Raw genomic sequence first — 23,460 nt, forward strand, 5'->3', positions numbered from 1 at the left:
CACCACCAGCACCAACGGCCGTGGAGGCCACTACCCCACCATCACCACCAACCCGCCGCAACGTCATCGGACAAGCACCCCCGCACCATCAGGAACCAGGAACACGCACCACAATACCGCCCCACAACCACCAGAATGGATCGTCCTGGGTCTAGTGGAGTATCTGAATTCGTGGGAGGGCGTAGGGTCGTACCCGCGCCCGAGAAGTACTCCGATGACTGGACTGCCGAGCGTTTTTCGGATCCTGCTCGCCTCGCGCTCAGGCCCGGCCCAGGACGTCGGCGAGGTCGATGACGCCGCCGCGCAGTGCCAGCAGCACCAGCTGGACTCGATCACGGCAACCGGTCTTGGACAGCAGGTGGCTCACGTGGGTCTTGACCGTGGGCATGGACAGCCACTCGCGGTCGCAGATCTCCTGATTGGTCAGCCCCAAGGCGATGAGCGCCAGGACCTCGCGCTCGCGCTGGGTCAGGTCGGCGACCTGCTGAGCGGCCTCCGCCGCCCGCGCCGCCTCGACCGAGTCCTCGGAAGCGTGGCGCCCCGCGTCGGCGCCGCTCCCGGTTCCGGTGACCTTCCCGGTGCGCACGGCGGTCAGCAGCCGGCGCGTGGGTCCCGGGGAGATGACGGAGTCGCCGTCGTGAACGGTGCGGATCGCGGTGATGAGGTCTTGGGGCGGGGTGTTCTTGAGCAGGAAGCCGGCCGCGCCGGCCTCGATGGCGCCCATGACGTAGCCGTCGGTGTCGAAGGTGGTCAGGATGACGACTCGCCCGGTGATGCCGCGGGCCACGAGCTCGCGGGTGGCGGCCAGCCCATCCAGGCCCGGCATCTGCACGTCGAGCAGGAGCACGTCAACGGGGTCGGCGGCGTTGCGCGTGAGGGCGTCGTTGCCGTCGACGGCCCGCCAGACGACCTCCATGTCCGGCTGCGCTCCCAGCAGCATGCTCAGCCCCATGGTGAACAGCGGCTCATCATCGGCCAGACCCAGGCGGATCACAGGCGCCTCCCCTCCTCGACGTCGACTCACCGGACGTATCCACTCCCAGGTTCGGCCCATGCGATTTCGTGCCGGCGAAGCGCCGACGACGCCCCGCGATGGTCATCATATGAGTGCAATCGGCCCTCACTCCGGGACGATAGGGAACTCGGCCATCGCCCGCCAGCCGCCCTCGTCGGTGGGCCCGGCGGTGAAGGAACCACCTAGGTCGGCGACCCGGTCGCGCATCCCTATCAGGCCGAAACCGCGGTGCGCGGGCCGGTCAGCGCGCGATTCGGCGTCCTCAAAGGCGTTCTGGCCGAAGCCGCGGTGCGCGGACCGGTCTGCTCGGCTTTGACCGTCGCTGTCGCCGTCGCCGCCCCCTCCGTCGCCGTCCGGCGTCCCGGTCACCGGCGTCGATGATGCCGGCGGGGCAGCCGGGACCGGAGCGTTCTCGACGACGAGGACGGCCCGATCCGCCCCGGAGCGCAGCGTGACGGTCGTGCTCGCCCCGGGGGCGTGGCGCAGCACGTTGGTCAGCGACTCCTGAGCCACTCGATGGAGGACCTGCGCCATCGCCGAGGGGATCCGGCCGACCGGGCCGATCTCCAGGGCGACCGGCAATCCCGCCCGCTGCGCCTGGCGCACCGGTTCCCGCAGGAGCTCCATCGGTCGGTCCGACGCCGCCGCACCGCTTCCGGCGTCAACGATGTCGGCGACGGCGCTGGTACCACCGGTGGGACGGCCGGCAGCACCGGAACCGTCCACACCTGAAGTGCCGGCATCAGAACCACTGCCACTAGCGGGACCGAAACCGGGCGCTACGGCCGTATCGATATCGGCGGCTTCGAGACCGCCCGTACCGGCAGCGTGGACATCAGAACCACTACCAGCGGCGGAGCCCGAACCGGGCGCGGCGGCAGCATCAACAGCGGCCGTATCGACGTCGGCGGCACCATCTGCGGCCCCGGAGCGCAGGATGTCGACCAGGGCGCGCACCTCGTCCACCGAGCGGCGGGAGGTCTCCCCGATGACGGCCAGGGCCTCGTCAGCAGCGGCCGGGTCGGTCGCCAGGATGGCGCGGGCGCCTTCGGCCTGCATGGCGATAACGGTGAGGCTGTGGCCGAGCAGGTCGTGGACGTCGCGGGCGATGCGCTGCCGCGTCTCGATGACCGCGAGGCGCCGCTCGGCGGCCTGCTGCGCCTCCAGGACCGTGGCCCGCTCGAAGGCCCGGTTGTAGCGGTCGCGGCTGCGGCGCCGCGCGGCGCCGACGAAGGCGGCCACCGCCACCACCAGCCAGGCGTTGGTCAGGAGGATGAGCCGTCCCGCACCGGCGTGGACCTGGTCGCCGATGAGCTCGTGCGCCCGCATCGTTGCCGCGGCCGCCCCCGCGAGCTCGAGGACGAGCCCCGCCCACCGCCACGGCGCCTCCAGGCGGGACTGCGTCGTCTCCACCGCGATGAACGCCGTGACGACGAAGAAGATGGAGAACTCGGTGAACAGCACCAGGTGGACGGCCAGGCAGACGCCGGCCACGAGAACGAACAGCATCGGGGAGCGGCGCCTCACCGCCATGGCCAAGGCGCAGGTGCCCAGCATGAGGAGGTAGAGCGCCGGCGTCACCCCTTGGACGATCCCGAGCTCCGCCTCCGGCCGGCCGATCAGGGATAGGAAGAAGAAGGCGAGGGCGATGACGACGTCGGACGCCGTCGTCCACGGGCCCGACCGCGGGTAGCGCCAGGCGGCCGGAATCGGGCCCGCCGGCGGCACGCGCCCGGCCGACGTCGGCGCGGGCGCACCCGATTCCGCCCGCGCAGCCTGGCCGACCCGCCGTCTTCTCATGCCTGAACCGTACCGTCGCAGCCGCGAGCCCCGGAGGCCCGAGCCAAGATTTCATACCCGAGTATGAGCCGGGCCGACGGGCCCGCTCGGGAAGCAGACCACGGGCTGATGACCGCCCGGCTCGGCGCGCGCAGGCTTCATGCCATGACGACCTCGCATCACTTCCCACCAGCCCCCAGCACACCGGTACCAGCGCCGACGACGGCCTCCGGCGCACCAGCACCGCCGTCCGGTCCGTGGCTCCGAACCGCACCCGCCTCGCTCTCCCAGCCGGTCCAAGCGCACCAGCCCCGCCCGGGCACCCCGGCCCAGGCCGCCCGGCAGCCCTTCCTTCGGCTGAGCCCCGACGCCGGCGCACCAGTGCCCGGCGGACTCCCGACCACCTCGGCACCCGGCGTCGTCTCCCCCGGCGCAGCACCCGCCGAGCCGGCTCCTGTCCCGCAGGCCGGCCCCGCACGCGCCGGATCGGCCGACGACGTCGTCGTCCTCACTCATGACCTCGCCAAGACCTTCGGCCGGCGCACCGTCGTCGAGGGCCTGAACCTCGTGGTCCCGCGCGGGAGCGTCTACGGCTTCCTCGGCCCCAACGGCTCGGGCAAGTCGACCACCATGAAGATGCTGCTCGGGCTCCTGGCTCCCACCCGCGGGCGGATCAGCGTGCTCGGGCGGCCCTTCACCCCGGGCACGCGCGCCGAGATCATGTCACGCACCGGCTCGATGATCGAGAGCCCGCCCGGCTACGGCCACCTCACCGGCGCCGAGAACATGAGGATCGCCGCGAAGATGCAGGGCCTGAACGACCAGCAGGTCAGCCGTGCCCTGGCGCTGGTGCGTCTGACCGAGCACAAGGACCGCCTGGTGCGCACCTACTCCATGGGCATGAAGCAGCGCCTCGGGATCGCCTTGGCGCTGGCCCGCGAGCCCGAGCTGCTCATCCTCGACGAGCCCACCAACGGTCTGGACCCCGCGGGCATCGAGGAGGTGCGCCGACTGCTGGTCGAGCTCGCCGGCGAGGGCGTCACCGTCATGGTCTCCAGTCACCTCCTGGACGAGATCGACCGCATGGCCTCCACCCTCGGCATCCTGTCCGCCGGGCGCCTCGTCTTCCAGGGCACGCGCGCCGAGCTCATGGAGCGCTCGGTGCCCGACATCCTCGTCGTCACCCCGACGCCGCAGGCCGTCCTGGACCCGCGGATCCTGGCCGGACTCGTACCGGTTCAGGCCCCCGACCACGCGACGCCGACGGCGACCGGCCCGGTGCTGGTGCCGCAGGGCGTGCGCATCCCGGGCATGTCGAAGAAGGCCGTCGCCGAACTCATCGGCCGGCTGATCGCCGCCGGCGTCGAGCTGTACGAGGTGCGCCGCGAGGCCCAGAACCTGGAGGACGTCTTCATGGACCTCACCGGCCGGGGAGGTGTGCTGTGATGACCAGCGCCGCGCTCTCCACAGCCCCCGCCCCCGCCCGGTCCCCCGCCGTGGCCGGAGCCGCCGGACCAACGGGAACTGCGCCGTCGGCGCGCGGCTCCCGCAGCACCCGCGCGTCCGCCGTCCCCGGTTTCCTCACGTCCATGGGCGTCGAGATCCTCAAGATGCGCCGACTGCGCGTACTGCTGGTGACCGCGCTTCTCCTCGTGGCCTCGATCGCGATGAGCGGCCTGGAACTGTCCAGCCTGGCACGACAGGGGCATCTGAGCGAGCCCAGCGCCCAGCCGTGGACGGCCCTCCTGCTGTCCATGGCCATGTTCAACGCCCTGACGCAGCCGATCTTCGTCGCGATCCTCGCCAGCCGGCAGACCGACATCGAGCACAGCGGGGCCGGGTGGAACCTGGCGGCCACGTCGGGTCTGACGCCAGGAGCCCTGTGCCGGGTCAAGCTCGCCGCGCTGACGCTCCTCATCGTTCCCGCGACCATCGCTCAAAGCGCGGTCCTCATTGTCGTGGCGCGGTCCATGGGACTGTCCCTCCCGCTCGACGCCGGCCCCTGGGTCGTCTACACGCTTCTGCTCGCCCTGGTCGACACGGCGATGTGCGCCTACCACCTGTGGCTCGCGGCCGTGGTGGAGAACCAGCTGGTCGTCATGAGCGCGGGGCTTCTGGGCGGTTTCATCGGCGTCTACATGCTGCTCGCCCCGCCAGTGCTGGCGCGGCTGCTGCCATGGGGCTACTACGCCGTCATCACGCCCGCGAAGGTGTCGATGGTGAACGGCCACGACGCCTACGAGTACATCAGCGTGCCCGCGGGCTGGATCGCGGGCTTCGCCGCCCTGACCGCCGTCGTCTTCACTGTCGTTACCCGCCGGCTCGACCGGATCGAGAGGTGATCCTCATGAGCACTCCCGCACACGCTCCCGCCATGTCCCATGGTGCTGGCCTCGCCCGACCCGCCCCGGCCGAGTCCAGCGCCCGACCCGCCCCGGCCGAGTCCAGCGCCCGCCCCGCCCCGGCCGAATCCAGCGCCCGGCCCGCCCCGGCCGAATCCAGCGCCCGGCCCGCCCCGGCCGAGTCCACAGCGCCGGGCCGCAGCGGCAGTAATGACCGAAGCGGTTTCGTCTCCCTGCTGGCCGCCGAGGCGATCAAGCTCAAGCGCTCCTCGGCCTGGGTGGTGGCTGTCCTGCTGCCGCTGCTGGCGGTCATCACCGGCACCTTCAACGTCTACGGGAACCGAGAGACCATCCCCCAGACCTGGGTGTCCCTCACCTCCCAGATGACACTCTTCTACTCGATGTTCTTCTGTTCGCTGGGGGTCGCCCTGCTGGCCTCCACCGTGTGGCGGGTGGAGCACCGGGGCACGAGCTGGAACGCGATGCGCGTCACCCGCCACTCTCCGACGGCCGTGACACTGGCCAAGACCCTGGTCATCTTCGTGCCGGTGCTGACGATGCAGATGATTTTCGTGGTCCTGGCATGGATCTCGGGGACGCTCGTCATGGGGCTGGGGCCCGCAATGCCTGCGGCCTTCATCGTGTCGGGTTTCCTCGCGGTCATGGGGGCGGCGCCACTGGTCGCGGTGCAGTCGCTGCTGAGCATGCTCATGCGATCCTTCGCCGCGCCCGTGGCGGTCGCCTTCGTCGGCTGCGTCGTGGGCTTCGGACTTCTGGCGAGTCAGAGCCCCCTGGCCTACGCCGTCCCGCAGGGCATCCTCAGCAAGACCCTGACCCTGGGATCGTCAGCCATGTCGACGGCGGGGAAGCTGGACGCGGCGAGCATGCTCCCCCTCCTGGCCGCTGTCGTGGGCGTGGGCGCCGTCCTGTGGGGCCTATTGGCCCTCGTCGCCCGCCGCACAGCCGGTGTGCGCTAGCCTCGAGTTCTCATCGTTGAGGTGCTGAAAGTGGATGAAGGTGCTCCTCTTCCTGGGATAATGCGGACTGCTCACGTCCATGCGTGTCCGGGAGAGGGGCACTTTCACCCGCCAACCTGAAAGCCCGAGGTCAAGCGCGCCCGGTGACACCGGCGAGAAAGTCTCATTGCAGTACGAGCGGGTTCGGCACGTCATGCTCGGCCTCCCTGCTGAGTGCGAGCAGCGATCCTGCAGTTCCGAGCATGAGTCCGCGAACCGTGGTGACCCCTTCCGGAAGCCCGCTACGCGGTGCGCGTTCCTGCAATCGGGACAGAACTGCGTCACGGTATCGACGCACGTCCACCTTGCCCGGACAGCCATCCACGACTTCGCGAAGGGCGAGAAGGTTCCCGAGCGCGCCATGACAGAGTGAATCATCTGCGGGCAGCGGACCCGCGGCAGTTTCCTGCGCCCCGAAGGCGGCTTGGTCGTAGAGAGTGTCATCATCGAGCGACACCGCTGCAGATACGCGCGCCATGGCGATGCCCGCGGCCCCATGACACCAGTGGGCGGGGTAGAAGCGGCCTCGCTCAAGCGACTCGGGTCGCGCATCGAGCCACCTGCGACGGCTCATGTCGAATAACGATTCATCGAATCGAAGAGCGGCCCGGGCCGCGTGGGCGATCGTGCTGTCGTTCAGCACGGCGCCGGCTTTAGCCAATGCCCACCCGATTCCCGTGGCGCCATGAGAAAATCCCCCCAGGCGAACATGATCGTTGCCCGTCTCCCATGCAAGGTCTCCGTCATCGGTTTCAACGGCATGGTCGAGCAGATGTCGAACAAGCGTTTGCGACACCGCTTCCGCATCTATATCATCAGGTAGGGAGGTAACAACAGCAAGAGCACCCGCCGTCCCCGCCATGATATCGAAGTACGCGTCGGATCGCACTGCTGCTGCGAGTCTCCGGAGAGCCTCGATTATCGCTTGTCGATAGCGAAGGCCACCAAGCTCCACGTCATAGTGCGACAGGGCGTAGATAAGGCCCGCCACTCCGCTGAATGCGCCTATGGGGAGTGCGAGGCGGGCTTCGGTCCAATCACCGAGGACTGCTGCGATGGCACGCGCGGTCCGGTGCGCGAGATCGTCAAGGCCAAGACCGGGAAGCACACGATCGGCATAGGTCGTCGCAAAAGTGATTCCAGCCAAGCCATCATACAGAGTGGGGCCGAGTGGGCGATAGTCGAGTCCGCTGCTATCCGTGCTGCTGGCGACGCCGAGCCAGGTCACGTCGTCATCGCCAAGGATCGCAGAATCCAGCAACGTACTCGCCTGCCTCCTCGCAAGGTCACGAATCCTTCCATTCATATTGCCGATAGAGGACGCCGCAGAGATCGGCCACGACTCGGGCCTCACCAACCGGGGCGTAGCCGCTAGAATAGACTCCTCGATCAACCTCGACGACTCCGCTATCTCCTCATCATCCAAGCCAGCGATCCTACTGATCACGTCTTCTCGGGCATCACCCTCGAAGTAGGTCGGCAACACTCGATGCCGTCGTGCAGTAAGCGCCCGACTGTCGAGCGTCGCGCAGAACAGGGGGACGTCGAGCTCACGGAGAGCCCGCTCCTCCGCCTTGATCAGCGATTCCTCTCCCGGGTGCTCCGCGAGTCGCGTCCAGAGACTGCGAAGGAGATGATCGCGTTCGATCCCGTTGCGAAGCCGCGCCGGCTGACGCATTTCGGTAAGCAGCAGCGAGTACGATCTGGTCGCCCGCACGATGTGACGGATCTCGAAACTGGGCACCGATGCCACCAATTCGATGACCGCCGCCCGCCGCACGATGATCGCCCGACTCATCTCGGTAAATCCTCGGATGAGTCTCGATCGATTATCTCGGACGATGTCGGCAGTCATTCCGGGCGGCTGATTATTGGAGCGCCCCACGGGCACCGACACCACGGCGATGCGCATCCGGTTGGTGAATGGCTCCACTATCTGGTGCACGGAGGCATTCCGCGTACTGTCGGCGTCAAGACCACCAGTGGCGACACTGACATCGATGCTGGTGCCTTCTCCGGCAGTGAGTTGCACCGGCAGGATGCCGGTACCGAGAACAGATGCATTCAAGGCGGTCACCGCTCGCGCCGCAGCAGTTCCCGATCGGCCGTCATGGCTCCGGTTCTGGATAAGGGTCTCCATGTCAACCGGAACGGGCCCCCGTGCGGATGCTATGACGTTCTCAAGGTGCAGGTCCGATGCTCCAAGCGCATGCGCAATTCCGAGTAGAGCGCCGAGCAGCTGAAGATGGTCCCCGGGAGCGATGTCCCCAGCGCTCGCCTGCGGGACGAACTCGACCCACCCATATCCCGATCGGTTAAGAGCCTTTGGAGCGTGCAGTGCCGATGCGGCGGTCACGTACGGCGCAAGAAGCCTGATCAGATCACGATAGAAGACGAACAATCCGCAGTCCCTCGGCTTGTACACGACGCGCTTCCCATCATCAAACGTCAAGATGGCGACGGACTGACCCGAGTCATGACGGTCGCCCGCAAAGCGAACGGACCTCACAGAATCCACGTCGGCGGACAGCATACCGCATTCCTGGAGCGCACGGGTGTCAGCAATGAGTCGCGACAGCAGGGCATCCACCTGCTCCCGCCATCCTCGTATCGCGGCGATGAGGTCATGGGCGAGGACGGGGTAGCGAATCAGAAAATCCACGCGCGCTCGCCGACCGCCCAGGTATTCGTTGAGCCGCCCGTAGTCGCCGTCGTCAGCAAGTTCGGCGAGCAGGCACCTCAGGGATAACGTTGCGACAAGCTCGCCCAGGTGCGTGAGCAGACTACTTCGCGCCGAGGAGCTCAGACGGGACCATCGATCCAGGTGCTTGCTCTGCTCGGCAATGATCGGACCGAAGAATTCGGGAAACGGGATCGACTCCAGAACAGTGTTCTCGACCACGAGTCGCTCTATCCGCGGTTGCTCCGCCGTCGTCGAGAGCAACCATTGCTCAACATATTGAAGCCATGCGGTCGCCTCTTCTCGCGGAATCCAGGCGCCGCCGTTGAGCAGTGCCTCCAGACTCCGACGATCCAGCCCCTGACCGGCGACGTACTGGTCCAATACCTCCTCATCACGCAGGGCACCATCAGCCCATGCGCCGGTCTTTCCAGAAAAGTTATCGCCAGTCGTCCCGAGCGAAGGGACGCGCCCGGAGAGCGGAGTCGCCTGAAGAAGCGCTATAACGTCATTTCGTGAAAGCATTGACTGCACCTGCGACCTTCGGGGAAAGGAATGATGCGGGAACGCGGGCGACCCGGGTCTCTCACCTGGGCCGCCCGCGCAGGGCGCCGGTCATCGACAGGCACAAATGAACGTTCCGCACTCAATCGTCAGCGTGCAGAACCAACCGCTGCTGGCCATGTACGGGCTCACGATCCGCTCGAACTCCGCATCAATCTGCGCTTGCAGCGATGGGGTAGCGCCATCTGTTGCGCGGGCCGCCACGTCCCAGCTCGGGCTGACGACGGTGAGCTCCTGGTCAAGGATCTCGCTCATCTCTCACACCTCCTCTCAGACTCATCAATTCCTCCACGACATCGACAGCGTGGAAGCTCATGGATACAGTGCGAGTAACAGTTCGATGAAGCACATACGGAACTGGAGGACGACGATAGGAACGGTACCACGATCGAATCGTCGGCCCCGGCAGGGGATTGCTAGCGCAGTCTCTCGCCGTGATCCCATATTAGAACCGGTCCGCAGCGGCGCATATTATGCGATCGGGTGATATTCTCAAGCGGGCCAACGACGCTCGTTGATAGATCTCATCGGAAGTCGTAGGCGTCGGGATGAGGGGCTCATCCCGATCGGGGATGCCGTTGTGGTCCGAACCTGCTAGGTGGTTGGTCGGGTGATGTCCGACGGCTCGTTCGGGGCGTCTCGCCGGAGATCCGGTGGTCGCCGCGCCGGGTGATCCACTCGGCGGCGCCCGCCCGGGTGCGCATGGCGTCGGCGGTCACCGCCGCCCCGTCCAGGTCGAGAGGTTCTGACGCCTGACCGGTGCGGGCCCCGCGCGCACTCCTGCCGTCCATCGCGATCACCCTTCGCCCCTCGATGGTGCCGGTGCGCGTGCGCATCCACTCCACGGGGCCCGCGCCCCCGTCCCAGCGACGCACCGCCCTCCGCCGAACCAACCCGGACACCCCCACCCACCGACCCCGCCGACCCCCAGCCTCGCTCCTACGGCTACCGACGCGCCGAGAACGTCCGGCAACGACCTCCCCCGTCCGCTGCACCCGCGACTGCGAAGAGCCGGATGAGAGCGCGCGGCTGGAATGGTGAACTTTCCGTGACCGTTGCAGGAGCGGGCCGGTAGTAGGGTAGCGGCGTGGATAACGAGCGGCGGGGCGATGCGGTCGTCGCAGTCGGCGCCGTCGTCCTGTGCGCGATCCTGGGGACGGTCGGTCAGCCCGACTGGGGTTGGTCGGCGGCGATGGCGACGACTTTGGTGATCCGGCGCAGCTTTCCCGTAACGTTCGCCACAATTGCCGCCACTATTTCCGCACTGCATCTGCTGGCCGAAGGAGCCCTCCTGTTTCCCGGTGACGCGGTGCTGCTTGTGGCCGCATACTCGGTCGCCGCGCAGGCCGACGCCCCCCGCCGCCGCCTGGGCCCTGCGCTCGGGCTGGTCTTCAGCGCGGTGCTCGCCGGCCGGATACTGCACGGCGGGACCGCGCCAACCGGGATGGCAGCGGGCTCGGTGATCTGCCTCGTGGCCCTGAGCTTCGTCGCGTCGTGGACGGCGGGGTTGCTCGCACGCCGCAAGACGGAGGCGCTCCGAGATGCCGAGCACCGCCGGCTTCTGTCCGAGCGCGATGCGGAGGCCCGCACACGGCTGGCGGCGTACGAGGAGCGTGAACGAATCAGCGATGAGATGCATGATGTCCTCGCGCACACCCTGACCAATATCGTGATCCAGGCGGAGAGCGGTCAGGTCATCGCGCCGACGGAGGAGATCGCCGAGCTGTTCGGAATGATCTCGCGTACGGGCAGATCGGCGCTGAGTGGCGTCCGCAGCCTCCTCGCCCCCGCGGACGACGCGGAAACGGCCCCCTCGCCGAGCCTCGCAGACCTCGATGATCTCATCACGGACTTCCGCGCGTCGGGTCTGCCCGTTGATCTGAGGGTCCTCGGAACCCCGGAGGAGGTGAGCCCGGGTATGTCGTTGGCGATTTATCGGGTGGCCCAGGAGTCCCTGACCAACGCATTGCGATACGGGACCGGAGAGCACGCGCACGTCACCCTGGAGTGGGCCGCGGGCCACGTCATGGTCGTCGTCTCGAACCCCGTCGATCCGGACACGGGGCACTCGCCGATCCATGAGCATCGCGGACTCGCCGGCATCCGCCGGCGCTGCGCCCTCTACGGCGGCACGGCGCATTACGAGCTCACCGACACCTTCACGCTCTCGGCAACGTGGCCGTTGACGACGGGAGCACCGGCGGAACTGCGATGAATACACCCGAACGCATGATCAGAGTCCTCATCGCTGACGACCAGTCCCTCATCCTGGACGGATTCAGTCGTATCGTGAACGCTCAACACGACATGTGCACCATCGGCACCGCCCAGAATGGCGAAGAGGCTGTGGAACGAACACAGGAGTTGCATCCCGATGTCGTGCTGATGGACATTCGAATGCCCATTGTTGACGGTATCGAGGCGACCCGCACGATCATGACCGAGGAACTCAGTCCGAAGACCCGGGTGATCGGCCTGACCACATACGACACCGACGCGTACGCGATCCGCATGCTCAAGGCCGGGGCAATCGGATTCATCCTCAAGGACAGCACCGCCCTGCAACTCGTCGACGCCATCCGAACCGCCCACAACGGAGTATTCACCGCTACAATGAGCACCACCCAGCGTCTCCTGCGGCGAATCACGACAGCTACGCCGCGGACGCCAACGGACATGGGGGCGCTGGATGCGCTGACCGATCGCGAGCGGGCAGTGTTCTCCCTGGTGGTCGCCGGCCGCTCCAACCCCGAGATCGCCCGAGAATTGTCAATTGCGATCGTCACCGTCAAGACCCACGTCGGGCACATCCTGACGAAACTGAAAATCCGCGACCGCGTGCAACTCGTCATCTGGGCTCAGCGGCAGGGCCTTGCCGATCCGCTCACCGCGGCCGCGAGCAGCGACGACGGCCCGCGCAGCTGAGCGGGGAGCAGGGCGGTCTCCTACGATGGTAGGAGACGCCGACCGGCGGATTTCATACCGTGGTATACTTCACTGCAGATTCCGTTCATGCAATCATTGGCGTGTGCTGACCAGCGAAAGCGAGCGCGTCATGAATGCTGTTATCATGACCCGCGGATTAACTAAACGATTCAAGGACCACACCGCCGTCGATAGCCTCGACCTAATGGTTCCGCAGGGGGTCGTCTACGGATTCCTGGGCCCCAACGGATCGGGAAAATCGACAACGATGAAGATGCTCCTGGGTTTGACCCAGCCCACGGCGGGTGACATCGATATCTTCGGCAGACCCCTCACTCCCGCATCACGCGGCGATCTCCTCCCGTCAATCGGATCGATGATCGAGGCCCCTCCCGGGTACGGCCATCTGACCGGGTGGGAGAACATGCTGATCGTCCGCGACATGCTCGACCTCGTTGATCGGCAGATCGAACAGGCTCTGGCCACTGTGCGACTGACCGAGCAGAAGGACAAGCTCGTCCGGAACTACTCCCTGGGCATGAAGCAGCGTCTGGGCATCGCTATGGCCCTGGCGCGCGATCCGTCCTTGCTGATCCTGGACGAGCCGACAAACGGGCTCGACCCCGCTGGCATCGAGGAGATTCGCACCCTGCTGATAGAACTGGCGAACAGGGGCATCACCGTCATGGTCTCCAGCCACCTTCTCGATGAGATCGATAAGATGGCCACTGTCCTCGGCATTCTCTCATCCGGAAGGTTGATCTTCCAGGGCACCAGACAGGAACTCTTCGAGCACTCCCTCCCGGATCTCGTCATCGAGACGTCTCGTCCCGAGCAGGCGCGATCCCTTATCAGCGGGGCGTCCATCACGCCGGGGGGCATCACTGTGAGCGGGCTCGACAAGGAGCAGACCGCCGTCGCGGTCAATCGGTTGGCCGCCGCGAATGTGCCGATCTACGAGGTGCGACGTGTGCAGCAGAGCCTGGAGGACGTCTTCATGGACCTCACTGGTCGGGGAGGACTGCTATGAGCAGCGGCATCGGCCTCGAATTCCGCAAGATGCGACGCCTGCACACCCTTCCTCTGCTGATCGGTCTCGTGGTCGCCGTTGCTGCGCTCAGTTCCGCGTCCCTGTTCTCCGGCAGTACCAGGGACACCTTCGACGACCCGACCGCGCGGCCCTGGGCAGCACTGCTTCTCAGCTACACGATGATGGCGGCGATGACCTCCCCCATCCTCGCCGCCGTGCTCGCCAGCCGGCAGACCGATATCGAGCACTCCGGCATCGGCTGGACACTCGCCGCCACCGCGGGCCGACCACCCGGCGCCCTGTGCCGAGCGAAGCTCTCAGCACTCGCGATACTGCTCCTGCCCGCCGTGGCGGCGCAGTCCCTGCTCGTCCTCACCATCGGTCTCCTCGTGGGCATTCACGCGCCTGTGGACGTCGTCCCCTGGGCGGTGTACACGGTTCTGCTGTACCTCGTCGACGTCGCGTTCTGCGCCCTGCACATCTGGCTCGCCGCGCAGGTGGAGAATCAGCTCGTCAGCGTCGGAATCGGCATGCTTGGCGCTTTTCTCGCCGTGTTCTCCCTTTTGATGCCATCCGCAATCAGCAAGATCATCCCCTGGGGCTACTACGCCGTTATCTCTCACGCCAGGCAGGACAACGGGGACATCACCTACATGACCGCGCCCTACGGGTGGGTCATCGGTTTCCTCGTTCTCGTCGCCGTCGTCTTCCTCGCGGCTACACGACGCCTTAACCGGGTCGAGAGGTGAGACGTCCCGTGTTCCGTGCAGAACTCATCAAACTCAAGCGATCCAGCACCTGGCTCATCGCGCTCATCCTGCCCAGCCTCGCCGTCGTCACCGGCACCATCAACCTCGCGAACAACAAGGACGCATTGGACTCCGGATGGGCCTCCTTCACATCCCAGGTCGTGCTGTTCTACGGGCTGCTGTTCTACTCGATGGGCATCAGTCTGCTCGCCGCGACGGTCTGGAGAATGGAGCACCGCGGCACCAACTGGAATCTCCTTCTCACCACCACGGCGCAACCGCTCCGCCTGGTGCTGGTGAAGACCGCCGTCATCCTGCTCCTGGTCGCACTCATGCAAGCAGTGCTCATCGCTGGGACCGCCATCTCCGGAGCATTCATCCTCGGTCTCGACGGCCCCTTCCCCTGGCAGTTCGCCGTCGTTGGGCTCCTCGCCCTCATCGCCGCGATTCCGCTCACCGCCGCCCAATCGCTCCTGTCAATGCTCCTAAGGTCCTTCGCAGCCCCTGTCGCACTCTGCCTTCTCGGCTGCGTGATCGGCATTGCAGCAGTCACATCAACAGCACTTCGGCCGGTCGGCTACGTCCTCCCGCAAGCCATCAATACCCGTGCGCTCAATCTCGGATCCACCGCCATCTCCCAATCCGGCGGGCTTACCGTCACCGACGTCGCGCCCCTGCTGATGACCAGCATCTGCATAGGAGCGCTCCTCATCTGGCTCACCATGATCCTCATCCGGATCGTCAAGCTCCGCTGACGAACGAGGCTTTCCCGCCGGGGCGCGTGGGGCTTCTGAGACGTAAGAGGACTCATGCGGGCGGACATCTTCGGAGATCGAGGCCGCCGCGGGCAGCATCGACAAGGAGCCATCGCGCCGTCGAAGCGGGCACCATCGAGACGGGTACCAGCGGAACGCGTCTCAGGAGCCGCCCGTGAGGAGCACGAGGAGGGAGTGGCGGCGTCGAGTGATCACCATCGATGAGGTCGCGGGCCCCGCCCGGCGACACCGCTGACACCGGCGGGAAAGCCTCCACCCTCACCCTCGTCTCCGGTCGCCCAGCCATCCGCCCAGCAGATAGCCGGCGTACACCACCAGCGCCCCCAGCGAGTTGGCGAGAATATCCCAGTTCGTATCGGTCAGACTGAGCCGCACCAGACCGGCCCTCACCGTTCCGAGCTCGAACAGCTCATTGATGCAACCGAGCGCCGAGACCAGTGCGAACAGTGAGAACGCCTCGATCAGCCAGTGGCCGCGCCAGCCCAGCGCCCGCTTCAGGTAGTACCACAGCAGTCCGGTGAACACGCCGCCGCCCACGAAGTGGGTGGTGAAGCTGGTGTCCTGCCCGTCGATCAGCGGCGACGGCAGGTACCACGACACCGCGAACATCGCGCACGCCGCGTAGAGCCACCAGCGCCAGCGCCGCTCGTCGGCGACCCCTGCCCGACGCAGCACCACCGGCACCGCCACGGCCAGGGCAATCGGTACGCAGGCTGCCACGCAAAGAAGAATAAGCATAGAAATCATCCGAGGAGTGCAGAGGACAGGAGACATGCGGATTCCGAGGGGCGGCCGCAGCCGGGCTATTCCGGGCGGTTACTCCGGCCGATCGGGCGACCGGTCCGGGGCCCGCTCGACGCCGACGGACCGCCGCGGCTCCCGGCTCCCGCTGCGGCGCCGGAAGTCTCCTAGCATATAGAAGACGATGAGGAGCAGGTACGTGGTCACGCTCAGCCAGGCGCTGACCATGCTCACGGCCGCGGCGATCGCGTAGAGGACCGGCCCCATGGCGAAGCGCCGCGTCATGGCCCGCACGACGGCGTCGGGGACCCCGGGCCTCAGGCAGCGCCTGTCCCTGATGGCCGCCTGCCACAGGCCGTTGAAGAAGAAGCCGCCGTACATCATGACCAGGCCGTAGAAGACGGCGCCGGCCCGCGCCTCCCCACCGGTCTTGAGGGCGCGGGTGAGCACGGTGGTGGCGAAGGGGAGGAAGGCGACGTCCAGCAGAAGCAGCAGATTCCAGACGAGGACCCACTGATCGACGTACCGAATCCGCTGGAAGATGGCGTGATGATTGAGCCACACCTGCCCGATCAGCAGGAAGCTGAGCACGAAGCCCACGTAGCCGGGCCACAGCGAGGACAGCCCGTCGAGCAGATTCAGGTCCTCCGGAAGCCTGATCTCCAGACTCAGCAGCGTGATGGCGATCGCGATGACGCCGTCGCTGAAGGCCTCCAACCGCCCCGGCGACATGCGAGCGGCCTCGTCATCCACCTCCTCCTCCATGGGCCCCTCGTCAACGCCGTCAGCGCTGCCCGCCCTATCAGCACCGCTGTCGCCGTCACATCTCTTGTCATTCCGGCCATCAGGCATGCCGTTCACGCCCCCCTCGACGTCGTCGCCACGGTTCACCACGGACGGTCCCACCCGATCCCGCTCGATACTCACGGCGCTCGGGGACGATCCTGACCCGGACCACGGGACTCGTGCAAGCGCTCCCCGCCCGCGGGCCTCACTCCATCGCGGTGAGGGCCGGCTGCCCGAGGCCCCGAGGAGGGCCGACCGCCCGAAGCCCCCAGGCCCGTCACGAGCACAGTCGCGGCCAGCCTCTTATACCCCGCGAACCCGACCCCCGACCACACGACGCACCAGGTTCCGCGCTCGGCATAGGGCGGTGGATGGTCCGACGACCGCTGAGTACGGTCATCGCATGTCTGCCAGCACGTCTCGCATCGTCATCATCGGCGGTCACGGCAGGGTCGCGCTCCTGGCCGCCCCGCTGCTCGTCGCCGGCGGCCACGAGGTCACCTCCATCATCCGCGACCCCGCGCAGGCCGACGACGTCGCCGCCACCGGGGCCTCCCCCCTGGTCCTCTCCGTGGAGGCGGCCAGCACCGAGGAGCTCACGCGGGCCCTCGACGGCGCCGACGCCGTCGTCTGGTCCGCCGGGGCCGGCGGCAAGGGCGGGCCGGAGCGCACCGACGCCGTCGACCGCGCGGCCGCCATCCGCTCGATGGAGGCCGCCGCCGCGGCGGGAGCGCGCCGCTACATCATGGTCTCCTTCATCACCGCCTACGGGGAGGTGCCCGAGAACCACCCGCTGCGCGCCTACGCCGTCGCCAAGATCGCCGCGGACCGCCACCTGCAGTCCACGGACCTGGACTGGACGATCCTGGGCCCCGGCCTGCTCACGGAGGCCGAGCCCACCGGCGCCATCACCGTGGGGCGCCCGGCCGCCGGCGACTCCTCCGCCGGCGCGCCCACCTCCCGCGGGAACGTCGCCCGCGTCATCGCGGCGGCGCTCGCCGAGCCCGCCACCATCGGACGGGTCATCCCCTTCCGCGACGGCGAGACCCCCATCGCCCAGGCGGTCGCCAACGTGCCGCAGGCCTACGCCGACCTGTCCTGAGCGCAGCCGCCCGCGGGGCGGACGGGACGGCCGGCCGAACCATCGTCGGCAGGACGCAGCATCAGCACCATGACCTTCACCTACACGATCACCTGCACACTCGACACCGCCGCCCTCCCGCCCGTGACCGGCAGCGAGGAGCAGCGCGCCTACTGGGTCGCCCCCGACCTCCTGGCCTGGCCGCTGTCCCTGCTGCCCCTGGGGATGGGCCGCGAGAGCGTCGTCGCCGCCTCCGGCGCCCCCGTCCCCGGCACCGGCCTGGCCCTGCGCCTGGTCACCGCGCCCGACGGCGGCGCGGCAGCCGTTCACGGACGCATCATCGGCGCCGACGGCCTGCCCGCCCCCGCGATCACGCCGCTGCGCGTCGTCGGCAACCTGCCCCGGGATGTCCTGGCCGCCCACCCCAATCTGGAGGGGTGCATCGCCCTGAGCATCACCGACGCGGCGGGCGCCCCGCTCCTCGACGACGACGCCGTCGCCGCGGCCCTGACCGGACAGATCGCGGTCGCCCAGTACACCGGCGCCCACGAGGACGGCACCGGGGGGCGCCTGGACGCCTTCACCGGCGTGCAGACCGCCATCCTCCTGGACCGCCTCTACGCCGGAGCCGCATCCCGGGCCGAGCTGGGCGTCGCCTTCAGCGATGACCGCGCTCCCGGCGCTACCGGCGACGGCGACGATGCTGGCGGCCGTCGCCCCTCCTTCGCCCTGTGGGCGCCCACCGCCAGGGCCGTCACCCTCCTGACCTGGGAGACCGGCGACCCGCTGGGCCGCGCGCCCGAGGCCCCCGGCCCGCCCGTGCGCACCCCCGCCGTCCGCGGCGACGACGGCCGCTGGGTCGTCGCCCCCGCCCCTTCGGCCGACGACGCCGCGAGCGACCCCGCCCAGAACCGGCCCGACGCCCCCATCGGGCCCGGCTGTCAGTACCTGTGGGAGGTCGAGGTCTACGTGCCCTCCACCCGCCGGGTGGAGACGAACGTGGTGACCGACCCCTACTCGACGGCGCTGACGACCGACTCCACCCGATCGGTCGCCGTCGACCTGGCCGATCCGCGCCTGGTGCCCGAGCAGTGGGCCGCCACCCCGGCCCCGCGAGTGCGCAACGACTCGGCACGCAGCATCTACGAGCTGCACGTGCGGGACTTCTCCGCCGCCGATGAGACCGTCCCGGCCGGACTGCGCGGCACCTACCGGGCCTTCACCGTGGAGGACTCGGCCGGGGTGCGCCACCTGGCCGATCTGGCCCGGGCCGGCATGAACACGATCCACCTGCTGCCCACCTTCGACATCGCCACCATCCCCGAGAGCAGGGACGCCCAGCGCACGCCGCGGATCCCCCGGGGGGCCGGACCGGCCTCCGCCGACCAGCAGGCGGCCGTCGCGGAGGTCGCCGACCGCGACGCCTACAACTGGGGCTACGACCCCTTCCACTGGGGCGCCCCCGAGGGCTCCTACGCCACCGAGGGGCACCAGGACGGCGGGGCGCGCGTGATCGAGTTCCGTGAGATGGTCGGCGCCCTGCACGCCCTCGGGTACCAGGTGGTGCTCGACCAGGTCTACAACCACACGGCGGCCTGCGGACAGGACCCGCTCAGCGTCCTGGACCGGGTGGTGCCCGGCTACTACCACCGCCTCGACGCCGTCGGAACGGTGACGAGCTCGACCTGCTGCGCCAACACGGCCACCGAGAACGCCATGTGCGAGCGCCTCATGATCGACTCGGTGGTGCGGTGGGCCAGGTGGTACCGGGTGGACGGCTTCCGCTTCGACCTCATGGGCCATCACCCGCGCGCCGTCATGGAGCGCGTGCGGGCCGCCCTGGATGAGCTGACCGTGGCCGGCGACGGCGTCGACGGCGCCTCGCTCTACCTGTACGGGGAGGGCTGGAACTTCGGGGAGGTCGCGAACAACGCCCTGTTCGTCCAGGCGACCCAGGGGCAGTTGGACGGAACGGGGATCGGCTCCTTCAACGACCGGCTGCGCGACGCCGTTCACGGCGGGGCGCCCTTCGACTCAGACCACCGCATCTTCCAGGGCTTCGGCACGGGCCTGCTCACCCAGCCCAGCGGGCTCGACCCGCGCGGCTGGGACGATCAGTCGGCGGACCTGGCCCACCGCACCGATCTGGTGAGGCTGGGGCTGGCGGGCAACCTGAAGGACTACGTCATGACGTTCTCGGACGGCTCGGTGCGCCGGGGCATCGACCTCATCCACAACGACGCCCCGGCCGCCTTCGCCTCCAGCCCGCAGGAGAACGTCAACTACGTCGACGCCCACGACAACGAGACTCTCTACGACCTGCTCGTCTACAAGCTGCCGCGCGGGATGCCGGTGGCCGAGCGGGTGCGGATGAACACCGTGTGCCTGGCCACGGTGACGCTCGCGCAGTCGCCGGCCTTCTGGTGCGCGGGCACCGAGCTGCTGCGCAGCAAGTCCCTGGACCGGGACTCCTACAACTCCGGGGACTGGTTCAACGCCATCGACTTCTCGGGGCAGCGCAACGGATTCGGCCGGGGCCTGCCGCCGGCCGGGACGAACGAGGGGGCCTGGCCCATTCAGGGGCCGCTGCTGGAGGACGCGTGGCTGCGGCCCTCGCCCGATGAGATCGCGGCGGCCCGCGCCCAAGCGCTGGACCTGCTGCGGCTGCGATCCTCCACGCCCCTGTTCAGCCTGGGGGAGGCCAGTCTCGTCCAGGACAAGCTGAGCTTCCCGGGATCGGGCTTCGGGGCTCCGCCGGGCATCATCGTCATGCTCATCGACGACACCGCCGGGAGCCGCGACATGGATCCGGAGCTGGACGGCGTGCTCGTGGTGTTCAACGCCTCCGGTTACACGCTCACCCGATCCCTGGCCCAGCTGACGGGCCGGGACTTCCACCTCTCGCCCATCCAGGCCGAGGGCGCCGACGACGTCGTGCGGCGCACCGGCTTCGACCGGTCCACGGGAACGGTGAGCGTGCCCGCGCGCACGGTCGCGGTCCTGGTTCAGAGTCAGGAGGATGGCAGCCGGACCGGCTAGGCCGGCCGATACCCGATGCCGGGGCCCGGCGCGCGTCCCGCGAGGCCCGGAAAGGGCCCGGCAGGGGCGACGAACCAACGATGCCAGCGGGCTCGGCGCACTCGGCGCAACGCCGGCGGGCTCGGCAGCGCCGCCGAGCCCGGCGACGGCCGGACCGCCTCACGCCGCCGACTCGGCCAGGGCCTCGGCCCGCGCGAGCACGGCGTCGAGCATGTCCTCGGTGAGCCGACCGGTGAAGGTGTTCTGCTGGCTGGGGTGGTAGCTGCCCAGCAGTGCGACCTCGTTCCCGTCGGGACGCGTGAGGGCGGCCTCGGCGCCGTGCCCGAAGCGGGGCTTGGGCCGGGGCACGCCCCACCCCGCCCGGCGCACGACTCGCAGCGCCGTGTCCCAGGCGATGCCGCCGAGCGCGACCAGCACGCGCACCCGCGGCATGAGCGCGAGCTCGCGGGCGATCCACGGCAGGCAGGCGGCCTTCTCCACCGTCGTCGGCTTGTTGGCCGGCGGGGCGCACCGCACCGCCGCGCCCAGGCGCAGACCGATCGGCTCCTGCCCGTCGCCGGCGCACCGGGAGGAGTCCCGGGTGGCCAGGCCCGCGCGATGGAGGGCGGCCCACAGCCAGTCGCCGGACCTGTCCCCGGTGAACATGCGGCCGGTGCGGTTCGCGCCGTTGGCCGCGGGCGCCAGTCCGACGACGTAGATCCGCGCGTCCGCCGGCCCGACGCTCGGCACGGGGCGCCCCCAGTAGGGCTCGTGGGCGAAGGCGGCACGGCGGCCGGTCGTGGCGACGTCCTCCCGCCACGCCACCAGACGGGGGCAGGCGCGGCACACGCTGATCAGGGCGTCGAGGGCGGCGGCATCGCGGGCCTGACGCGCCAGGCGCGCGACGTCGCCGGCCGAGCGCGCCACGGGCGTGTCGGCGTCCGCGGGATCACCGGGCCAGCCGGTACCGGGAGGGACGGGCGACTCGAAGCCCGTGCCGGTCAGCGGATGCGGATCCATCACGTCTGTCACGACCCCATTGTCGCGCGCCTGTCGCGCGCATGCCGCGCCTCTGACGCGCGCCCGGGGTCCTTGAATCCGGTCGCCGACTGCGGACGAAGACGGACGGACGCAGGCGGGCCCGGAGTCCGTGGGGACTCCTGCCCGCCGACGGAAGGGCCCGAACACACAGGCGGCGGGCCCGGGCCTGCCCGCCGACGGAAGGGGCCGGACGGACGCAGGCGGGCGCAGACGTACGCGGACGAGTACGGGCGGGTAGGTTCGCCGGCGCTTCATCCGAGCCGCCCACGCGGGGCGGCGGCCCGCTCACTTCCAGCGCATGAGTCGGGTGGCGGTCAGGAAGAGGACCGCTCCGGCGGCGGCGGTGATGCCGCACCCGAGGAGCGCGTCGCTCAGCTCGGCCACTCCCGTGAGCGACCAGCGCAGGGCGTCGAGCAGATAGGTCAGCGGGAGGACGTGCGAGAGGGTCTGCACCCAGCTCGGCAGGATCTCCAGCGGCATCATCGCACCGGAGGCGAATCCCATGGGCATGACCACGATCGTGACGACGAGAGACACGGCGGAGACGGTCGGAACCGCCAGGCCGACGAGCACGCCCAGGGAGTAGAAGAAGAGCGTGCCCAGGAACACCGGCACGATCGACAGCCCCGCCCAGACCGACAGGTGAACGCCCACCGCCGGGACGAGTCCGACGCCGACGACGAGCACGGCCTGGATGAGGGCGGTGACGACGGCGACGGTCAGGGCCGAGCCGAGGATCGAGCCCACACTCATCGGGGCGCTCCGCAGGACGCGCATGACGCCCTTCTCGCGCCACTCGGCGATGTTCATCGCCCCGGCGAACATGCCCACGAAGGCGATGCCGAAGCCCATGACGTTGGGACCGATGGTATCGACGAGGGCGTGTCCGTCCATTCCGGGCAGGTCGCCCATGCTCAGGGCGAGGACCAGAAGCAGCGCCGGTGGGAAGACGAATGAGAAGAACAGGGTGACGGGGTCGCGCAGGCAGGTGCGCGCCAGTGAGGCGGTGAGTGTCTTGTAGGCGGTCATGACGTGTACTCCTTTCCGGTCAGCTCGATGAACGCGTCCTCCAGCGTCGGGCCGTGCACCTGCGCGCCCTCGACCGGCACACCCGCCGCACCGAAGGCCGCGAACGCCTCACCCACATCACGCACACGCACCACCAACCCATCAGCACCCGACTCAACACCCACAACCGGACCCAGCCCCACGACCACATCCGCACAACCACCAGCACCCGGCAACAGCACCGACGCACCACCACCAGCACCAGCCACCAACGACGACGGAGAACCCGTGGCCACCACCCGACCACCATCGAGAACACTGACCACATCGCACAAGCGCTCAGCCTCCTCCAAATAATGAGTCGTGTACACCACCGTCGTCCCCTCCTCGCGCACCGACCCCAGCAGACCCACCAGATCATGCCGCGCCGTCGCATCCAGAGCCGCCGTCGGCTCATCCAGGAACAACACCTCCGGACGATGCACCATCGCCGACGCCACCGCCAGCTTCTGACGCTCACCCCCCGAGAGCCTCTCCACACGCGTGTCCCTGACCCGCGTGAGGCCGAAGGAGTCGCGGACCTGCTCGGCGCGGGCGGCCGAGGCCCCGAAGATCGCGGCCACCGTCGACAAGTGCTCCCACACCGTGGCCCGCGAGAAGAACGCCGTGGCCTGCGGCTGAATACCCACCCGAGCCAGCAGACCCGGATCCCTGGGCACCGGCGCCCGACCCAGCAGCTCCACACCACCGGCCTCGCACCGACGAACACCCTGAACAATCTCCACCAGAGTCGTCTTACCCGCACCATTAGGACCGATCACACCATGGAACGAACCCCGCTCCACAACAAGATCCACCCCCCGCAGCACCTCACGACCCCCATACGACTGACGCACACCACGCACAACC

General features: G+C 68.6%; 19 protein-coding genes. 10 read left to right on the forward strand and 9 right to left on the reverse strand.

Annotation, left to right across the window (positions count from 1 at the left end; all coding sequences use genetic code 11):
* Nucleotides 1-259: 259 nt before the first annotated feature.
* Nucleotides 260-994: a response regulator transcription factor gene (locus G448_RS0109320; RefSeq protein ID WP_026407756.1), complete on the reverse strand. Its 735-nt coding sequence runs from the start codon at nucleotides 992-994 to the stop codon at nucleotides 260-262.
* Nucleotides 995-1,120: 126 nt separating this feature from the next.
* Nucleotides 1,121-2,815, reverse strand: coding sequence for a sensor histidine kinase (locus G448_RS0109325; protein WP_084436596.1), 1,695 nt, complete (start codon nucleotides 2,813-2,815; stop codon nucleotides 1,121-1,123).
* Between the two features lie 144 nt (nucleotides 2,816-2,959).
* Between G448_RS0109325 and G448_RS0109330 the strand changes: the two genes are divergently transcribed.
* The 3 genes from G448_RS0109330 to G448_RS0109340 are packed head-to-tail and all read left to right on the forward strand — an operon-like array spanning nucleotide 2,960 to nucleotide 6,113.
* Nucleotides 2,960-4,240 (forward strand): ABC transporter ATP-binding protein, encoded by a 1,281-nt coding sequence (locus G448_RS0109330; RefSeq protein ID WP_051268870.1) that lies wholly within the window; start codon nucleotides 2,960-2,962, stop codon nucleotides 4,238-4,240.
* Complete coding sequence (locus G448_RS0109335) at nucleotides 4,240-5,136, forward strand: ABC-2 family transporter permease (protein ID WP_084436598.1); 897 nt, start codon at nucleotides 4,240-4,242, stop codon at nucleotides 5,134-5,136. The genes G448_RS0109330 and G448_RS0109335 overlap by 1 nt, the downstream gene beginning before the upstream one ends.
* 5 nt (nucleotides 5,137-5,141) lie before the next feature.
* Nucleotides 5,142-6,113: an ABC transporter permease gene (locus tag G448_RS0109340; protein ID WP_245572270.1), complete on the forward strand. Its 972-nt coding sequence runs from the start codon at nucleotides 5,142-5,144 to the stop codon at nucleotides 6,111-6,113.
* Between the two features lie 163 nt (nucleotides 6,114-6,276).
* Here G448_RS0109340 and lanM read toward each other — a convergent pair whose 3' ends face one another.
* Nucleotides 6,277-9,216, reverse strand: coding sequence for a type 2 lanthipeptide synthetase LanM (gene lanM / locus G448_RS0109345; protein ID WP_026407761.1), 2,940 nt, complete (start codon nucleotides 9,214-9,216; stop codon nucleotides 6,277-6,279).
* 231 nt (nucleotides 9,217-9,447) lie between these two features.
* Nucleotides 9,448-9,651, reverse strand: a complete 204-nt coding sequence (locus G448_RS16025; protein WP_034494977.1) for a hypothetical protein — start codon at nucleotides 9,649-9,651, stop codon at nucleotides 9,448-9,450.
* Between the two features lie 832 nt (nucleotides 9,652-10,483).
* On the opposite strand from G448_RS16025, the gene G448_RS16030 reads away from it, so the two are divergent.
* The 5 genes from G448_RS16030 (at nucleotide 10,484) to G448_RS0109375 (ending at nucleotide 14,855) form a co-directional block, all read left to right on the forward strand.
* Entirely contained in the window at nucleotides 10,484-11,611 is a 1,128-nt protein-coding gene (locus tag G448_RS16030; RefSeq protein WP_051268872.1) for a sensor histidine kinase, read from the forward strand.
* Between the two features lie 14 nt (nucleotides 11,612-11,625).
* The gene (locus G448_RS16035) at nucleotides 11,626-12,321 is read left to right on the forward strand and encodes a response regulator (protein WP_211227992.1); all 696 of its coding nucleotides are present in this window, start codon (nucleotides 11,626-11,628) and stop codon (nucleotides 12,319-12,321) included.
* 130 nt (nucleotides 12,322-12,451) lie between these two features.
* Nucleotides 12,452-13,351: an ABC transporter ATP-binding protein gene (locus tag G448_RS0109365; protein ID WP_026407762.1), complete on the forward strand. Its 900-nt coding sequence runs from the start codon at nucleotides 12,452-12,454 to the stop codon at nucleotides 13,349-13,351.
* Nucleotides 13,348-14,100: an ABC transporter permease gene (locus tag G448_RS0109370; RefSeq protein ID WP_026407763.1), complete on the forward strand. Its 753-nt coding sequence runs from the start codon at nucleotides 13,348-13,350 to the stop codon at nucleotides 14,098-14,100. The genes G448_RS0109365 and G448_RS0109370 overlap by 4 nt, the downstream gene beginning before the upstream one ends.
* 8 nt (nucleotides 14,101-14,108) lie before the next feature.
* A complete protein-coding gene (locus G448_RS0109375; RefSeq protein ID WP_026407764.1) occupies nucleotides 14,109-14,855 on the forward strand; it encodes an ABC transporter permease in 747 nt (248 codons plus the stop codon).
* A gap of 279 nt (nucleotides 14,856-15,134) precedes the next feature.
* Here G448_RS0109375 and G448_RS0109380 read toward each other — a convergent pair whose 3' ends face one another.
* Both G448_RS0109380 and G448_RS16040 read right to left on the reverse strand, forming a co-directional pair.
* Nucleotides 15,135-15,614 (reverse strand): hypothetical protein, encoded by a 480-nt coding sequence (locus tag G448_RS0109380; protein WP_034494980.1) that lies wholly within the window; start codon nucleotides 15,612-15,614, stop codon nucleotides 15,135-15,137.
* A 78-nt stretch (nucleotides 15,615-15,692) separates the two neighbouring features.
* Entirely contained in the window at nucleotides 15,693-16,469 is a 777-nt protein-coding gene (locus G448_RS16040) for a TMEM175 family protein (protein WP_084436606.1), read from the reverse strand.
* Nucleotides 16,470-16,806: 337 nt separating this feature from the next.
* Between G448_RS16040 and G448_RS0109390 the strand changes: the two genes are divergently transcribed.
* Together G448_RS0109390 and pulA are read left to right on the forward strand one after the other, a co-directional pair.
* Nucleotides 16,807-17,505 carry an NAD(P)H-binding protein gene (locus G448_RS0109390; RefSeq protein WP_026407766.1) on the forward strand — a complete coding sequence of 233 codons (699 nt, stop codon included), beginning with the start codon at nucleotides 16,807-16,809 and terminating at the stop codon, nucleotides 17,503-17,505.
* 69 nt (nucleotides 17,506-17,574) lie between these two features.
* Nucleotides 17,575-20,523 (forward strand): pullulanase-type alpha-1,6-glucosidase, encoded by a 2,949-nt coding sequence (gene pulA, locus G448_RS0109395; protein ID WP_026407767.1) that lies wholly within the window; start codon nucleotides 17,575-17,577, stop codon nucleotides 20,521-20,523.
* A 159-nt stretch (nucleotides 20,524-20,682) separates the two neighbouring features.
* On the opposite strand, the gene G448_RS0109400 is transcribed toward pulA, so the two are convergent.
* The 3 genes from G448_RS0109400 to G448_RS19005 form a co-directional block, all read right to left on the reverse strand.
* Nucleotides 20,683-21,525, reverse strand: coding sequence for a uracil-DNA glycosylase (locus G448_RS0109400; RefSeq protein WP_026407768.1), 843 nt, complete (start codon nucleotides 21,523-21,525; stop codon nucleotides 20,683-20,685).
* Between the two features lie 303 nt (nucleotides 21,526-21,828).
* Nucleotides 21,829-22,572: an ABC transporter permease gene (locus G448_RS0109405; protein WP_026407769.1), complete on the reverse strand. Its 744-nt coding sequence runs from the start codon at nucleotides 22,570-22,572 to the stop codon at nucleotides 21,829-21,831.
* On the reverse strand, nucleotides 22,569-23,460 hold an 892-nt coding region (locus G448_RS19005), incomplete at its 5' end, for an ABC transporter ATP-binding protein (protein ID WP_026407770.1). The genes G448_RS19005 and G448_RS0109405, both read right to left, overlap by 4 nt.

It is taken from the genome of Actinomyces gerencseriae DSM 6844, assembly GCF_000429265.1.
GTDB classification, from domain to species: Bacteria; Actinomycetota; Actinomycetes; order Actinomycetales; family Actinomycetaceae; genus Actinomyces; species Actinomyces gerencseriae.

Excerpts from the sequence above, each read along its gene's own strand:
- G448_RS0109325 (WP_084436596.1), bottom strand. The coding sequence starts at position 2,815 with ATGAGAAGACGGCGGGTCGGCCAGGCTGCGCGGGCGGAATCGGGTGCG.
- G448_RS0109330 (WP_051268870.1), top strand. The coding sequence starts at position 2,960 with ATGACGACCTCGCATCACTTCCCACCAGCCCCCAGCACACCGGTACCA.
- G448_RS0109335 (WP_084436598.1), top strand. The coding sequence starts at position 4,240 with ATGACCAGCGCCGCGCTCTCCACAGCCCCCGCCCCCGCCCGGTCCCCC.
- G448_RS0109340 (WP_245572270.1), top strand. The coding sequence starts at position 5,142 with ATGAGCACTCCCGCACACGCTCCCGCCATGTCCCATGGTGCTGGCCTC.
- G448_RS16025 (WP_034494977.1), bottom strand. The coding sequence starts at position 9,651 with ATGAGCGAGATCCTTGACCAGGAGCTCACCGTCGTCAGCCCGAGCTGG.
- G448_RS16035 (WP_211227992.1), top strand. The coding sequence starts at position 11,626 with ATGATCAGAGTCCTCATCGCTGACGACCAGTCCCTCATCCTGGACGGA.
- G448_RS0109365 (WP_026407762.1), top strand. The coding sequence starts at position 12,452 with ATGAATGCTGTTATCATGACCCGCGGATTAACTAAACGATTCAAGGAC.
- G448_RS0109370 (WP_026407763.1), top strand. The coding sequence starts at position 13,348 with ATGAGCAGCGGCATCGGCCTCGAATTCCGCAAGATGCGACGCCTGCAC.
- G448_RS0109380 (WP_034494980.1), bottom strand. The coding sequence starts at position 15,614 with ATGCTTATTCTTCTTTGCGTGGCAGCCTGCGTACCGATTGCCCTGGCC.
- G448_RS16040 (WP_084436606.1), bottom strand. The coding sequence starts at position 16,469 with ATGCCTGATGGCCGGAATGACAAGAGATGTGACGGCGACAGCGGTGCT.
- G448_RS0109390 (WP_026407766.1), top strand. The coding sequence starts at position 16,807 with ATGTCTGCCAGCACGTCTCGCATCGTCATCATCGGCGGTCACGGCAGG.
- pulA (WP_026407767.1), top strand. The coding sequence starts at position 17,575 with ATGACCTTCACCTACACGATCACCTGCACACTCGACACCGCCGCCCTC.
- G448_RS0109405 (WP_026407769.1), bottom strand. The coding sequence starts at position 22,572 with ATGACCGCCTACAAGACACTCACCGCCTCACTGGCGCGCACCTGCCTG.